We start from the raw sequence: 14607 nt of genomic DNA on the forward strand, positions 1-14607 counted from the left end.
GGCTTGCTCCTCCGAACCGTCCGGGTCGTTGAACAGCATCTTCAAGCCATCCTCCGTGTAGACGAACTTGTTCGCGACGTAGCAATTCCGTCTGCTACGCAGTTGGTCGTACCGGCTACGCGCCGGTTCCGCGATCGCGCCCTGCCAGCCATAGAGCGTCTCCAGCAGCAGCGTGGTGCTGCCGGCCGGACCACCCGTGGCACCGAACTCGACGAAATAGCCGTTCCGCTTCTCGCCGAGTTCAAACAGCACCCAGAGATCCTGCAGCAGCGGGGCGCTCGAAAGCGCCGCTCTGCGGGCCGCGAACATCAGGAACTCGATCGGTTCGGCATGAGCCTCATGGCCCCGACCGATGAAATTCTTGATCTCCGAGATCGATTCTTCGAGTGTATCTCTCACTCCTAGAACCGATCTGAAGATGACCCTGAGTTCATTTTCCACGACCTGACTCCCCCTTGCGATGTTCTGCGATCACCGCGCGCCGGACCCCGTGTGGCCGGTCCCTCGAGACGCGGTTGTTTCTATCCTGCGCGGTGCCGCCCAAGAGCGCTCGTCGACGCCAGTGCGGGCCGTCTCTTCTGCGCAACGACGGCCCGGGCTTGCCAGGACGCTCCCACACCGGGGGGCCGGATCCGCCTTCGGCATTCGGCCGCCGCGGGGTGACCCGGGAACCTTTTCGGCCGACGATCATAGATCGGCGCAACCTTCTGCTTCCCGGCCCGCGCGGTCTCATGCCCGTGGATGGGGGCGGGAGGTCGAGCGACGGGATGCGCGCCAGCCTGGACCATCCGGTGCTCCATCGATCTTGATCCCTACGGTCATCGGCTGGAGCTATCGTTTCTCTCTGTCGGCTACACGCGAAACACCACCCCGCCCGGAAGATCCACCAAACCCAGTTGTTTTTATCTTGTTTTTATCTTGTTTTCGTCAGAATACGAGGCTATTAACGTTTTTTACCAAGCGTTACACGACTAAAATTCAAGTCATTTCAAACTACAAATAAATTTCTAATCAATAGATTTCTCCGACCGAGCGGCGATCTGCGATCGACCTCTTGCAGAGGATTAGGAGCGAGTCAATGATGCAGCGGATCGAGTCAATGTTAACTTTGACAATCCTGGCCGGTCTTGCAGCCGGTCCGGTCCACGCCGCCGATGCGTGCGACGCGCTCACGGCCCGAGTGATCCGCGATACCGGCGCCTCGCTCGCCGGCCGGGCCGGCCCCTACGCGGTGTTCCGGGCCGAGGATGCCGAGCGGATGAGCCTCGATTGCCGGGCGCCGGCGCGGATCACCGTCGCCTCGCGCGACCGGGAGCCGCCACGGGCCTACTTCATCCTGGTCGGCCGCGCGGCCCGTGCCCTCGCCGGGGCGGATGCCGCCGCGGCCGAGGTGCTGACGCTCAACCTCCATCAGGCCAGCTTGCTCGCGCAGGCCCCCCGCCGCGGCAGCTCCGGCCCGGCCTTGATGCTGTGCGAGACCGGCTCGCGGACCGACGCGCTCCGGGACGATCTCACGGTCTGTCGGGTCGCGCCCCGCACCAAGCTCGCGCGGACCCGCCGCGCGGGCTAGGGCGATGGCCCGAGATCGGGATCGGGCCCCGATTGCAAGGCGGCCTGGAACGGCGCTAGACCGGCCGCATGTCGAATCCCGAAACATCCGGCCCCGTGGTCCAGGTCGGCGGCGCGCGCTTCGCCAACCACCTGCCGCTCACGCTGATCGCCGGCCCATGCCAGCTCGAGGGTCGCGGCCACGCCCTGGAGATCGCCTCAGCGCTCAAGGCGATGGCGGCGGATCTCGGGATCGGGCTCGTCTTCAAGACCTCCTTCGACAAGGCCAACCGCACCTCGGGCAGCGCCGCCCGGGGCGTCGGCCTTGACGAGGCGCTGCCGGTCTTCGCGGAGATCCGCGAGAGCCTCGGCCTGCCGGTGCTGACCGACGTGCACGCCGCCGAGCAATGTGCCCGGGTCGCCGAAGCGGTGGACGTGCTCCAGATCCCGGCCTTCCTGTGCCGCCAGACCGACCTGCTCCTGGCCGCCGCCGCGACGGGGCGGGCGGTCAACATCAAGAAGGGCCAGTTCCTGGCGCCCTGGGACATGAAGCACGTGGCCGCCAAGGTGACCGAGGCCGGCAATCCCAACGTCATCGTCACCGAACGGGGCGCCTCGTTCGGCTACAACACCCTGGTCTCGGACATGCGCAGCCTACCGATCATGGCGCAGGTGACGGGCGGCGCGCCGGTCGTGTTCGACGCGACCCATTCGGTTCAGCAGCCCGGCGGCCAGGGCGCCAGTTCGGGCGGCCAGCGGGAATTCGTCGCCGTGCTGGCCCGGGCCGCGGTGGCGGTGGGCGTGGCCGGCGTGTTCATCGAGACCCATCCCGATCCCGACCGGGCGCCCTCCGACGGCCCGAACATGGTGGCGCTGAAGGACCTGCCGGCTCTGCTCGACCAGCTCATCGCCTTCGATCGGCTCGCTAAGAGCCGCGCCGCCTGAAACGGGGTATCCAAAGGGCGTGCCCTTTGGTGGGTCGTCAGGGCAAAGCCCTGACCGATTCCAAGGATCCGCCCTGGACCCGCGAAAGGGCGCGCCCTTTCGAAACCCGGATCAGGCGTGCGTCAGAACGTGGATCCGGAGGGGCTGGATGAGGTCGTAGCCCCCGTCCGCCACCCGCTCGGCCGCCCGATCGAACGCCGCCTCCACGATCGGCCGCTGCGCTGCGATCACCGCCGCACGAGCGGGATCCACCGCGCAGACCCGGGCCAGGAAGGCGTCGAGGGAGGCGAAGCGCTCCCGCCGTTCGATCGTGACCTCGCGGCGGCATGCCAGGGTGCCCCGGGCCAGGGCGGCCGCGATGGCCTCCTGCGCGGCCGCCCGGACCGCGGTCTCGTCCTCGATGGGCCGGAGGGCGTCGAAGAAGCTCCCCGCCGCCAGGGGCTCCACCACGACGAGGCGGCCGCCCGGCGCGAGCACGCGTGCGGCCTCGACGAGGGCGGCCGCGGGGTCGGGCACGTGATGCAGGGCGTTGAGCAGGACGGCGCCGTCGAAGCTGGCATCTGGGAAGGGCAGGGCCTCCCCCGTCGCGGCTTCGAACCGTGCAGCCGGCACCGCGGCCCGGGCCGCGGCGAGCGCCGCCGCGCCGGGATCGATGCCGGTCACCGCCGCGCCGTCTTCCGTCAGCCGCTTCGCGAGGGTCCCCCCGCCGCATCCAATATCGAGGATCCGCTTGTCGGGGAGCGGCGCGAAGGTCTCGCGGATCAGGGTTAGGGCATCCATCGAGCGCTCCTCCACCGAAACCCTCTTACAGCCAGCGCGGGCCGAAGGCGATGTGCGTCGGCCGAAGCCGCCGACCGTCCCCGCACCGCATCAGGCGATGCCGGACCGGACCGGCAACCCTGGTTCGGAAACTCTTCGCAAGGTTTCGGCCCCCGCGCCGGTCGAGGCGGCGAGGCTGCGGTGGCAGCCCCGTGGGGCGTTAAGCATGAACCGGCATTCAGAAAACCGCCTGTGTGCGGATCCGCACGTCAAGACATGCGAGAACTTGGAACTGACGCGGGGTGGCTACGTTATTGGGGCATGTTCGATCGAGGATCGAGAAGGAACATTATGCGCAAGATCGGTATCATCGCCACCGCCGCCGTCCTGGCTCTCGGCAGCGTCGCCGCCACCACGGGCGCTGAGGCGCGTCCCTACGGCTTCCACGGCGGATACGGCGGGTACGGCCACGGCTACTACCGCGGCGGCCGTCGCGGCATCGGCACCGGCGCCGCCATCGGTCTCGGCATCGCCGGCCTTGCCGCCGGTGCGATCGCCGCCGGCGCGGCCCGCGATTCCTACTACGGCGGCGGTTACGGCTACGCCCCGGTCTATGGCGGCTACGCTGCTCCGGCCTACGGTTACGGCGCGCCGGGCTACGCGGCACCGGGCTACGGCTACTACGGCTACGGCTACTGACTTAAGCGGTCCTGACGGGATCGAGGGGCGGCCGGCGCGAGCCGGTCGCCCTTTCTCGTTTGTTCGCCCAATGCGGGAGCCGGCGGTCGCGAGGTCTCTGGCCGATCCCCCGTCAGCGGCCCCGATAGGGCGGCACCCCGGGATCGGGCAGCCAGACCGTCTTGGGCGGTTCGCCCGTCTGCCAGAACACGTCGATCGGTATGCCCCCGCGCGGATACCAGTATCCAGCGATCCGCAGGTAGCGGGGCTCCAGGAGATCGCGGAGCCGCTTGCCGATGGCGACCGTGCAATCCTCGTGGAACGCGCCGTGGTTGCGGAACGACCCGAGATAGAGCTTGAGCGATTTCGACTCCACCAGCCAGTCGCCCGGCACGTAGTCGATCACCAGGATGGCGAAGTCGGGCTGGCCGGTGACCGGGCAGATCGAGGTGAATTCGGGGGCGGTGAAGCGGGCGAGATAGTCGGTATCCGCGTGGGGGTTCGGGACCCGGTCGAGGCGTGCCGCGTCCGGGGATGTCGGAAGCGGCGCCGGCTGGCCGAGCTGTAGAGTCTCAGGTGTCGTCATGGGGCGCGTATAGAACGCCGCGGCGCCCCGCGCATCCCTCGCCGCCGCGGCGATTGCTCCAGGCCGCCGAACGGATGGCGGCCGCAGCGCCGCGTTCGCACCGGAATGGGCCGACTCACAGGCCGACCACCGACCGGTGCTTGCCGCCGAACGCGGCTTGACGGATAAGCCGCCGCGATGCGCCGCAGCCCCACTTTGCGCGCGCGCCGACCCGCGGCCCCGCGAGAGGACGTTCCATGACCGCGATCACCAATATCAGCGCCCGCGAGATCCTCGACAGCCGCGGCAATCCGACGGTCGAGGTCGACGTCATCCTGGAGGACGGGTCCTTCGGCCGCGCCGCCGTGCCGTCCGGGGCCTCCACGGGCGCCCACGAGGCGGTGGAGCTGCGCGACGGCGACATGAACCGCTTCCTCGGCAAGGGCGTGCTGAAGGCGGTCGAGGCGGCGCAGACGGAGATCCTCGACGCGGTCGGCGGCATGGAGGCCGAGGACCAGGTCGCGGTCGACGAGGCGATGATCGAGCTCGACGGCACGCCCAACAAGGCGCGGCTCGGCGCCAACGCCATCCTGGGCGTGTCGCTGGCGGTGGCGAAAGCCGCGGCCGAGGCCTCGGGCCTGCCGCTCTACCGCTACGTCGGCGGCGTCCAGGGCCGGGTGCTGCCGGTGCCGATGATGAACATCATCAACGGCGGCGCGCATGCCGACAACCCGATCGACTTCCAGGAATTCATGATCCTGCCGGTGGGGGCGGACTCGATCGCCGAGGCCGTGCGGATGGGCTCGGAGGTGTTCCACACCCTCAAGGGCAAGCTGAAGAAGGCCGGCCACAACACCAATGTCGGCGACGAGGGCGGCTTCGCCCCGAACCTGCCCTCGGCCGAGGCGGCCCTCGACTTCGTGATGGACGCGATCAGCGCTGCCGGGTTCAAGCCGGGCCAGGACATCGCCCTGGCGCTGGACTGCGCCGCCACCGAGTTCTTCAAGGACGGTGCTTACACCTACGTGGGCGAGGGCACGACCCGCGCCATCGAGGCGCAGGTCGACTACCTCGCCCAGCTCGTCGCCACCTACCCGATCGTGTCGATCGAGGACGGCATGTCGGAGGACGACTGGGCCGGCTGGAAGCTCCTGACCGAGAAGATCGGCGATCGCTGCCAGCTCGTGGGCGACGACCTGTTCGTCACCAATGTCGAGCGCCTGTCCCGGGGCATCGCGGAGGGCACCGCCAACTCGATCCTGATCAAGGTCAACCAGATCGGCTCGCTCACCGAGACCCTGGCGGCGGTCGATATGGCCCAGCGCGCCGGCTACACCGCGGTGATGTCGCACCGCTCCGGCGAGACCGAGGATTCGACCATCGCGGACCTCGCGGTCGCCACCAATTGCGGGCAGATCAAGACCGGCTCGCTGGCCCGCTCGGACAGACTGGCCAAGTACAACCAGCTGATCCGGATCGAGGAGGGCCTCGGCCCGCAGGCGCTCTATGCCGGCGCGGCGGCGCTGAAGCAGCTCGCGCGCCGCTGATCCTGCGGGGCGCGCCCGGCCTCAATCCGGGAGCGTCCAGACCCGCTGGGGCCGCGACAGGCCGCGCAGCTCGATCGTCCCCACCGGCTGGAGCGGCCGGGCGCAGCGCTGGGCGAAGGACTCCGACACGAGGAGCGCGTGGCCGAGCGCCGCGCACTGGCTCTCGATCCGGCTCGCCTCGTTGACCGCCCGCCCGATGATGGTGAAGTCGAGCCGGCGCTCGGTCCCGACGTTGCCGTAGATCACCGTCCCAAAATGCACGACGCATTCGGCCGCGAGTTCCGGCAGCCCCGCGGCGCGGCGGCGGGTGTTGAGCGCCGCGTTGGCGGCGAGCGCGTCGGTCGCGGCCTCGAGGGCAGCGCCGCAGACTGGGCAGGGGAGGGTGCCGGCGTCCGGGACCGGAAAGATCGCCAGGAACCCGTCGCCGAGGAATTTCAGGATCTCGCCGCCGTGTCGCTCCACCGGATCGCCGAGGGCGTCGAAATGCTCGTTGAGCCACGTCACCATGTCGGCGGGATCGGCCCGGTCGGACAGGGCCGTGAAACCGCGCAGGTCGGTGAGCAGGATGGCGGCCGGCACGGCGCGGCCCTCGCCCCGCCGGATCTGACCGTCGAGGACCCGTTCGGCGGTGGAGCGACCGAGATAGGTGGCCGACACCTCCCGCAGGGTGTGTGCCAGGCCGATCTTGGCGATCGCCAGCGTCAGGAACGGCAGGACGCCACTGATGGTGGACAGGTCCGCATCCGTGAAGCCGGCGGGCAGGCGGGTACAGAACGAGATCGCGATTCCCCGCAACGCGGTTCCGGGGGCGAACTCGACGATGTGGAGGGCGTAGTCGACCCCGCCCTGTGACCCGAGGTCCCGCAGGACCGGAAAATCGAGTTCGCGTTCGGGGGCGTCGAGCCGCCAGCGGCCGAACGTCTCGCCCTTCTCCACCAGCGCGTAGACGGGACTGAGCAGCCAGTCGCTCTCCTCGTCGGCGCCGTGCGGACTGGCCACGAAGGACATCCCCTCGCCGGCATGCCAGTTCAGGCTGACGCCGCGCAGCGTCGGGTCGAGGGCCGGGGCCATCACGCTGACGCGCCAGAGGGGGATGCCGGCGCCGGCCAGCGCCTCGCAGAACCGAACCAGCAGGCCGTCGTGGTCGTCGGTCGCCGTGGCGTGTTCGGCGAGCCAGCGGCGCAGATCCGTCATGTCCATCCGTTCGGCTCGCCCTTCGCTCCCACCTGCCGCACCGCGCCCCGGTTCATAGCCGGCCACGACACGCGGGCGAGACGTTCCCTTAACCTTTCCGCCCGAGGATCGCGCCATGGTCGTCCGCCGCCGAGTCAGAATGGTCGTGTTGCCGCTGGGTCTCTGGACCCTGTCGGCGCTCGTGGTCGGCTATTTCGTGTGGCAGGCCGAGAGCGGCAACCGCGGCCTGGAGGCCAAGAAGGCCCTCAAGATCCGGGCCTACGGCCTCAATCAGGACCTGGCGGCCGTGAGGGCCGAGCGCGCCACCTGGGAGCGCCGGGTCGCCCTCCTTAAGAGCGACCAGATCGACCGCGACCTCCTGGAGGAGCGCGCGCGGATCGTCCTCGGCCGGGTCCACGCCAACGACGTGGTCGTCATCACGCCCTGATCGGCCGGCCCGCCGCCTGCGCGGGCCGCGAAACCCCTCTGACAAGAGAGGCTTCCTGTCAGAGCGGCAGCCCTCGCTTTCCATCCGACGCTGTCCTACACCCCCACGCAGTCGCGTGGAATCACGGGGAGAGCGCCGATGGACGCCGCCAAGGAGCCTGCCAGGGACGCTTCGTCCGCGCACCCGCAGGCCGCGAGCCCGCAGGCCGCCGAGGCGCACAAGCCGGCGCCGAACATGCCGCAATTCAGCCGGGAGGATGACCTCCACGCCTATCACGAGATGCTGCTGATCCGGCGCTTCGAGGAGAAGGCCGGCCAGCTCTACGGGATGGGCCTGATCGGCGGCTTCTGCCACCTCTATATCGGCCAGGAGGCCGTGGTGATCGGCATGCAGATGGCCTCGGTCGACGGCGACCAGGTCATCACCGGCTACCGCGACCACGGCCACATGCTCGCCTGCGGCATGGACCCGAAGGGCGTCATGGCCGAGCTGACCGGGCGCCGGGGCGGCTACAGCCGCGGCAAGGGCGGCTCGATGCACATGTTCAGCCGCGAGAAGCAGTTCTTCGGCGGCCACGGCATCGTCGGCGCGCAGGTCTCGCTCGGCACCGGCCTCGCCTTCGCCGACCATTACCGGGAGAACGGCAAGGTCAGCCTGACCTATATGGGCGACGGCGCTGCCAACCAGGGGCAGGTCTACGAGAGCTTCAACATGGCGGCGCTGTGGAAGCTGCCGGTCGTCTACGTGATCGAGAACAACCGCTACGCCATGGGCACCTCGGTGGCCCGGGCCTCGGCGCAGACCGACTTCTCGAAGCGCGGCCTCTCCTTCGGCATCCCGGGCGAGCAGGTCGACGGCATGGACGTGCGTACCGTCCGCGAAGCCGCCACCCGGGCGATCGAGCATGCCCGCACCGGCCAGGGCCCGTACATCCTGGAAATGCAGACCTACCGCTACCGCGGCCATTCCATGTCCGACCCGGCCAAGTACCGGACCAAGGACGAGGTCTCGAAGATGCGCGACGAGCACGACCCGATCGAGATGGTGCGCAAGCGCCTGCTCGAACTGCACGGGGTGCCGGAGGCGGATCTCAAGGCCACCGACGCGAAGGTGCGCGAGGTCGTGAACGCCTCGGCCGAGTTCGCCACCAACGACCCCGAGCCCGATCCCTCCGAGCTCTGGACCGATATTTTGTTGGATGCGCACGCCTAGCGCATCCCCGGAACACTGGCCGCCCCGACCAAATAAACGATCGCAGAGCTGAGCATGGCGACCGACATCCTGATGCCCGCCCTCTCGCCCACCATGGAGGAGGGCAAGCTCGCCAAGTGGCTGAAGAAGGAGGGCGATCCGATCAAGTCCGGCGACGTGCTGGCCGAGATCGAGACCGACAAGGCCACCATGGAGGTCGAGGCGATCGACGAGGGCGTGCTCGCCAAGATCCTGATCGCGGAGGGCACCGAGGGCGTGGCGGTGAACACGCCGATCGCCGTGATCGCCGGCGAGGGCGAGGATCCGGCGAGCGTCCAGTCGGGCGGCGGCGCCAAGCCCAACGGCGCCGGCGGCCATCCGGCGCCGACCCCCGACATGCAGGCCGAGGGCATGGCCGACAAGGCCGCGCCCGCCGCCAAGACCGGCGACGACGCCCCGAGGGCGCCCGCGGCCCCGGCCGTCATCACCACCAAGGCCCAGGAGCCGGTGATGGCGGAGTTCCCGGCCGACACGCCGATGGTCACCCAGACCGTCCGCGAGGCCCTGCGCGACGCCATGGCCGAGGAGATGCGCCGGGACGGCGACGTCTTCGTGATGGGCGAGGAGGTCGCCGAGTACCAGGGCGCCTACAAGGTCACGCAGAACCTGCTGCAGGAATTCGGGCCCCGGCGCGTGGTCGACACCCCGATCACCGAGCACGGCTTTGCCGGCATCGGCGTCGGCGCGGCTTTGTCCGGCCTGAAGCCGATCGTCGAGTTCATGACCTTCAACTTCGCCATGCAGGCGATCGACCACATCATCAACTCGGCGGCCAAGACCCTCTACATGTCCGGCGGTCAGCTCGGCTGCCCGATCGTGTTCCGCGGCCCGAACGGTGCCGCCGCCCGGGTCGGCGCCCAGCACAGCCACGACTATTCCGCCTGGTACTCCAACGTGCCGGGCCTCAAGGTGATCGCCCCGTACACGGCCTCCGACGCCAAGGGCCTGCTCAAGGCCGCGATCCGCGACCCGAACCCGGTGATCTTCCTCGAGAACGAGATCCTGTACGGGCAGAGCTTCCCGGTGCCGCAGCTCGACGACTTCGTGCTGCCGATCGGCAAGGCCAAGGTCCACCGCACCGGCAGCGACGTGACCATCGTGTCCTTCGCCATCGGCATGACCTACGCCCTCAAGGCCGCGCAGGCGCTGGCCGAGCAGGGGATCGAGGCCGAGGTCATCGACCTGCGCACGATCCGCCCGATGGACACCGACACGGTGGTGGAATCGGTCAAGAAGACCGGCCGCTGCATCACCGTGGAGGAGGGTTTCCCGCAATCCGGCATCGGCGCCGAGATCGTGGCCCGCCTGATGGTCGACGCGTTCGACTACCTGGACGCCCCGGTCCTGCGCATCACCGGCAAGGACGTGCCGATGCCCTACGCGGCCAACCTCGAGAAGCTGGCGCTGCCCAACGTGGCGGAGGTCGTCGAGGCAGCCAAGAGCGTCTGCTACAAGTGACCGGCGCGCGGGCGCCGGTCGCCCGCCCCGGCCCGGATCGAGGAACAGCCGGCGCGCCATGAGCCAGGATTCCAGCACCACCTTCGCCGAACTCGCCATCCCGCCCGACGCCCGGGAACAGGGCGGCATCGAAGTGCTGCGCGCGGCCGTGGTCGACGGCGCGGTCAGCGTGGCGCTGCGACGCTCCTTCGACGATCCCGCGACCTGGGGCCGGCTCCTGGCCGACCTCGCCCGGCAGGCCGCCTGCGCCTACGCGCTGGAGACCGACATGTCCGAGGAGGAGGCGGTCGAGCGCATCCGCGCCGGCTGGGAGGCCGAGGGGCTCGACCCCGGCGGCCTCAACTAGCGATGGCACAGGCCCATGGCTGAGGCAGCGATCCGGCAGGCGACCTACGCGGATCTGGAGGCGGTCCCGGACCATCTCGTCGCCGAGATCATCGACGGGGTGCTGGAGACGCATCCGCGGCCGAGGCCGCGGCACGGCATCGCCGCGGCGCGCCTGTCGGGAGAGCTGGATCGGCCGTTCGCGCGCGGCCGTGGCGGTCCCGGCGGCTGGATCTTCATGATCGAGCCGGAACTTCACCTCGGATCCCAGGTGGTCGTGCCCGATCTCGCCGGCTGGCAACGCGCGCGGATGCCGACCGAACCCGAGGAGGCCTTCATCACGACCCCGCCCGACTGGGTCTGCGAGATCCTCTCGCCGTCCACGACCCGCCTCGACCGGGGTCCGAAGCGCCGCATCTATGCCGAGTCCGGGATCGGCCATCTCTGGCTGCTCGATCCGGCGGCGGGCGTGCTGGAAGGCTTCGCCCTCGCGGACGGGCGCTGGGTGCTCCTCGCCACGATCCAGCGCGGCGAGATCGTGGCACTGCCGCCCTTCGACGCCGTGCCGTTCCCCCTCGACGACCTCTTTCCCTTCGCCGATCCGGCCGCCCCGGCCTTGCCCGAGACCTGATGCCATGCCGATCAACGTGCTGATGCCCGCCCTCTCGCCGACCATGGAGAAGGGCAACCTCGCCAAGTGGCTCAAGAAGGAGGGCGATCCGATCAAGTCCGGCGATGTGCTCGCCGAGATCGAGACCGACAAGGCCACCATGGAGGTCGAGGCGATCGACGAGGGCGTGCTCGCCAAGATCCTCGTGCCCGAGGGCACCGCGGACGTGCCGGTCAACGACCTGATCGCCATCATCGCGGGCGAGGGCGAGGACGTGTCGGCGGCCGCCGCCGGCGGTGCGCCGAAGGCGGCCCCCAACGGGGCGGCGCAGGCCGAATCCAAGGCCAAGCCGTCACCGGCCGACCAGAACACCACGCCGGGCGGCGGCCACATGTCCTACGAGCGGGTGAACGAAGCGCCGGAGGGCGCGCAGCCCGGCAGCACTTCGGAGCAGAGCACCGGCGGCCGGGTCTTCGCCTCGCCACTCGCGCGCCGGATCGCCAAGCAGGAGGGCGTCGAACTCGGCGCCGTCCAGGGCAGCGGCCCGCACGGCCGCATCATCGCCCGCGACGTGCAGGCCGCCAAGGCCTCCGGCGCGACCAAGGCGCCCGCGCCCCAGGCCGCCGCCGAGGCGCCGAAGGCGGCCGCCCCCGCCCCGAAACCCGCCCCCGCGGGCGGCGCGCCGGCCGGTCTCACGGTCGATCAGGTCCGGGGCTTCTTCGCCAAGGATTCCTACGAGGAAGTGCCGCTGGACGGCATGCGCAAGACCATCGCCAAGCGTCTGACCGAGGCGATGCAGGTGGCCCCGCACTTCTACCTGACGGTGGATTGCGAGCTCGACGCGCTGATGAAGCTGCGCGAGACGCTGAACGGCTCCGCGGCCAAGGACAAGGACGGCAAGCCGGCCTTCAAGCTCTCGGTGAACGACTTCGTCATCAAGGCGATGGGCCTCGCGCTCACCCGCGTGCCCGCCGCCAACGCGGTCTGGGCCGAGGACCGGATCCTGCGCTTCAAGCAGGCCGAGGTCGGCGTCGCGGTGGCGATCGACGGCGGGCTGTTCACCCCGGTGATCCGGCGGGCGAACGAGAAGACGCTGTCGACCATCTCCAACGAGATGAAGGACTTCGCCGCCCGCGCCCGCGCCAAGAAGCTGAAGCCCGAGGAATACCAGGGCGGCGTCACCTCGGTGTCGAACCTCGGCATGTTCGGCATCAAGCACTTCACCGCGGTGATCAACCCGCCGCAATCGAGCATCCTGGCAGTGGGCGCGGGCGAGAAGCGCGTCGTCGTGAAGGACGGGGCGCCGGCGGTGGTCCAGGTGATGACCGCCACCCTGTCCTGCGACCACCGGGTGCTCGACGGGGCGCTCGGCGCGGAGCTGGTCTCGGCCTTCAAGGGGCTGATCGAGAACCCGATGGGCATGCTGGTGTGACGGGCGACTCTGCTATGATCGCGTGAGCGTTCAAGGGAGCGTCGCGTGTCCGAAATTACGGATCTCATCCTGCCGGTTCTTCAGCGGATGCAGAGCGATATCGCCGAGGTGAAGCGCGATGTCGCAGCGATCCGGACGACGCTGACGGGGCATACCGAGAAGCTCGAAGAGCTGGAGATCTACGTCGCCTACGAGACCGGCCTCGGCACGCAGGCGAAGGCCGATCTCCAGGCGATCAAGAAGACGATCAAGGCCATGGAGCAGCGGCTAGGCGCGCTGGAGACCTCGCCCTGATCGCCGCGTCAACGACGGTGCGGGCGCGCGCCACACAGCGGAGAGCTGAGACACGATGTCCGACACCTACGACGTCCTCATCATCGGCGCCGGCCCCGGCGGCTACGTCACGGCGATCCGCGCGGCGCAGCTCGGCTTCAAGACCGCCGTGGTCGACCGCGAGCATCTCGGCGGCATCTGCCTGAACTGGGGCTGCATCCCCACCAAGGCGCTGCTCCGCTCCGCCGAGATCTACCACTACTTCCAGCACGCCGGCGATTACGGCCTGACCGTGGAGAAGGTCGGGTTCGACACCGCCGCGATCGTGAAGCGCTCCCGCGGGGTCTCGGGCCGGCTCAACGGCGGCGTCGGCATGCTGCTTAAGAAGAACAAGGTCGACGTGATCTGGGGCGAGGCCGCAATCGACAGCGTCGCGAAGGGCAACCAGCCCGGCCAAGTCACCGTCTTGGAGAGCAAGCGCGCCGAGCCGCCGAAGGGCGCCAAGGGCGCCGGCACCTACGGTGCCAAGCACATCATCGTGGCGACCGGCGCCCGCCCCCGCGCCATCCCCGGGATCGAGCCCGACAAGAAGCTGATCTGGACCTACTACGAGGCCATGGTCCCCGAGACGATGCCCAAGAGCCTGCTGGTGATGGGCTCTGGCGCGATCGGCATCGAGTTCGCCTCGTTCTACCGCACCATGGGCGCCGAGGTGACCGTGGTCGAGCTGCTGCCGCAGATCCTGCCGGTGGAGGATTCCGAGATCGCAGGCCTCGCCCGCAAGCGCTTCGAGAAGCAGGGCATCAAGATCCTCACCGGCGCCAAGGTGACCAAGGTCGAGAAGGGCGCGGATGCGGTCACGGCGACGATCGAGGGCGGCGACGGCAAGACTCAGCAGATTACCGCCGAGAAGTTGATTTCGGCGGTGGGCGTCGTCGGCAACATCGAGAAGATCGGCCTGGAGAAGCTCGGGGTTAAGATCGACCGCGGGATCGTGGTGACGGACGGGCTCGGCCGCACCAACGTGCCCGGCCTCTACGCCATCGGCGACGTCGCCGGGCCGCCGATGCTCGCCCACAAGGCCGAGCACGAGGGCGTCCTCTGCATCGAGACCATCAAGGGCCTGCACACCCACCCGATGGACAAGGCCAAGATCCCGGGCTGCACCTATTGCCAGCCGCAGATCGCCAGCGTCGGGCTGACCGAGGCCAAGGCCAAGGAGCAGGGCTTTGCCGTGAAGGTCGGCCGGTTCCCCTTCGCGGGCAACGGCAAGGCGATCGCGCTGGGCGAGCCGGACGGGCTGATCAAGACCGTGTTCGACGCCAAGACCGGCCAGCTGCTCGGCGCCCACATGGTAGGCGCCGAGGTGACCGAGCTGATCCAGGGCTACGTGGTGGCGATGAACCTGGAGAGCACCGAGGAGGAGCTGATGCACACGGTGTTCCCGCACCCGACGCTCAGCGAGATGATGCACGAGAGCGTGTTGGATGCGTATGGGAAGGTGATCCATACGTAGGCTGGATAAGCCTGCTTCAACGGAGCCCTACAGCGCTCAGTTGGCCGTTGGGCTACTGTCAAACTATTGCCTCGGAACCC

General features: G+C 69.2%; 15 protein-coding genes and 1 pseudogene. 12 read left to right on the forward strand and 4 right to left on the reverse strand.

Translation table 11 applies throughout. The features are described from left to right. A pseudogene (locus MKK69_RS11870) lies at positions 1-441 on the reverse strand (methyltransferase); the annotation flags it as partial. Between the two features lie 658 nt (positions 442-1099). Between MKK69_RS11870 and MKK69_RS11875 the strand changes: the two are divergent. Both MKK69_RS11875 and kdsA read left to right on the forward strand, forming a co-directional pair. Then, positions 1100-1570 (forward strand): hypothetical protein, encoded by a 471-nt coding sequence (locus MKK69_RS11875; protein WP_243968058.1) that lies wholly within the window; start codon positions 1100-1102, stop codon positions 1568-1570. 68 nt (positions 1571-1638) lie between these two features. Further along, complete coding sequence (gene kdsA / locus MKK69_RS11880) at positions 1639-2493, forward strand: 3-deoxy-8-phosphooctulonate synthase (protein WP_243968059.1); 855 nt, start codon at positions 1639-1641, stop codon at positions 2491-2493. A gap of 111 nt (positions 2494-2604) precedes the next feature. Here kdsA and MKK69_RS11885 read toward each other — a convergent pair whose 3' ends face one another. Then, a complete protein-coding gene (locus MKK69_RS11885; protein WP_313900848.1) occupies positions 2605-3288 on the reverse strand; it encodes a class I SAM-dependent methyltransferase in 684 nt (227 codons plus the stop codon). A 315-nt stretch (positions 3289-3603) separates the two neighbouring features. Here MKK69_RS11885 and MKK69_RS11890 point away from each other — a divergent pair, with 315 nt between their 5' ends. Further along, positions 3604-3951: a hypothetical protein gene (locus MKK69_RS11890; protein ID WP_243968062.1), complete on the forward strand. Its 348-nt coding sequence runs from the start codon at positions 3604-3606 to the stop codon at positions 3949-3951. Positions 3952-4063: 112 nt separating this feature from the next. Here MKK69_RS11890 and queF read toward each other — a convergent pair whose 3' ends face one another. Then, the gene (gene queF / locus MKK69_RS11895; protein ID WP_243968063.1) at positions 4064-4516 is read right to left on the reverse strand and encodes a preQ(1) synthase; all 453 of its coding nucleotides are present in this window, start codon (positions 4514-4516) and stop codon (positions 4064-4066) included. A gap of 236 nt (positions 4517-4752) precedes the next feature. Here queF and eno point away from each other — a divergent pair, with 236 nt between their 5' ends. Continuing rightward, positions 4753-6042: a phosphopyruvate hydratase gene (gene eno / locus MKK69_RS11900; protein WP_243968064.1), complete on the forward strand. Its 1290-nt coding sequence runs from the start codon at positions 4753-4755 to the stop codon at positions 6040-6042. 21 nt (positions 6043-6063) lie between these two features. Here eno and MKK69_RS11905 read toward each other — a convergent pair whose 3' ends face one another. Further along, positions 6064-7242, reverse strand: a complete 1179-nt coding sequence (locus tag MKK69_RS11905; RefSeq protein WP_243968065.1) for an adenylate/guanylate cyclase domain-containing protein — start codon at positions 7240-7242, stop codon at positions 6064-6066. 109 nt (positions 7243-7351) lie between these two features. On the opposite strand from MKK69_RS11905, the gene MKK69_RS11910 reads away from it, so the two are divergent. The 8 genes from MKK69_RS11910 (at position 7352) to lpdA (ending at position 14527) form a co-directional block, all read left to right on the forward strand. After that, positions 7352-7663 (forward strand): FtsB family cell division protein, encoded by a 312-nt coding sequence (locus MKK69_RS11910; protein WP_243968066.1) that lies wholly within the window; start codon positions 7352-7354, stop codon positions 7661-7663. Between the two features lie 138 nt (positions 7664-7801). Then, positions 7802-8875: a pyruvate dehydrogenase (acetyl-transferring) E1 component subunit alpha gene (gene pdhA / locus MKK69_RS11915; protein ID WP_243968067.1), complete on the forward strand. Its 1074-nt coding sequence runs from the start codon at positions 7802-7804 to the stop codon at positions 8873-8875. A 54-nt stretch (positions 8876-8929) separates the two neighbouring features. Next, complete coding sequence (locus MKK69_RS11920; protein ID WP_243968068.1) at positions 8930-10372, forward strand: pyruvate dehydrogenase complex E1 component subunit beta; 1443 nt, start codon at positions 8930-8932, stop codon at positions 10370-10372. Between the two features lie 58 nt (positions 10373-10430). Then, complete coding sequence (locus tag MKK69_RS11925) at positions 10431-10718, forward strand: DUF5076 domain-containing protein (protein WP_243968069.1); 288 nt, start codon at positions 10431-10433, stop codon at positions 10716-10718. Between the two features lie 15 nt (positions 10719-10733). Then, a complete protein-coding gene (locus tag MKK69_RS11930; RefSeq protein ID WP_243968071.1) occupies positions 10734-11327 on the forward strand; it encodes a Uma2 family endonuclease in 594 nt (197 codons plus the stop codon). A 4-nt stretch (positions 11328-11331) separates the two neighbouring features. Beyond that, positions 11332-12738: a pyruvate dehydrogenase complex dihydrolipoamide acetyltransferase gene (locus tag MKK69_RS11935; RefSeq protein WP_243968072.1), complete on the forward strand. Its 1407-nt coding sequence runs from the start codon at positions 11332-11334 to the stop codon at positions 12736-12738. A 45-nt stretch (positions 12739-12783) separates the two neighbouring features. Then, positions 12784-13032, forward strand: coding sequence for a hypothetical protein (locus MKK69_RS11940; protein WP_243968073.1), 249 nt, complete (start codon positions 12784-12786; stop codon positions 13030-13032). 55 nt (positions 13033-13087) lie between these two features. Next, positions 13088-14527, forward strand: coding sequence for a dihydrolipoyl dehydrogenase (lpdA, locus tag MKK69_RS11945; RefSeq protein ID WP_243968074.1), 1440 nt, complete (start codon positions 13088-13090; stop codon positions 14525-14527). The last annotated feature ends 80 nt before the right edge of the window (positions 14528-14607 follow it).

This window comes from Methylobacterium sp. J-026 (assembly GCF_022829585.1).
Lineage (GTDB): Bacteria > Pseudomonadota > Alphaproteobacteria > Rhizobiales > Beijerinckiaceae > Methylobacterium.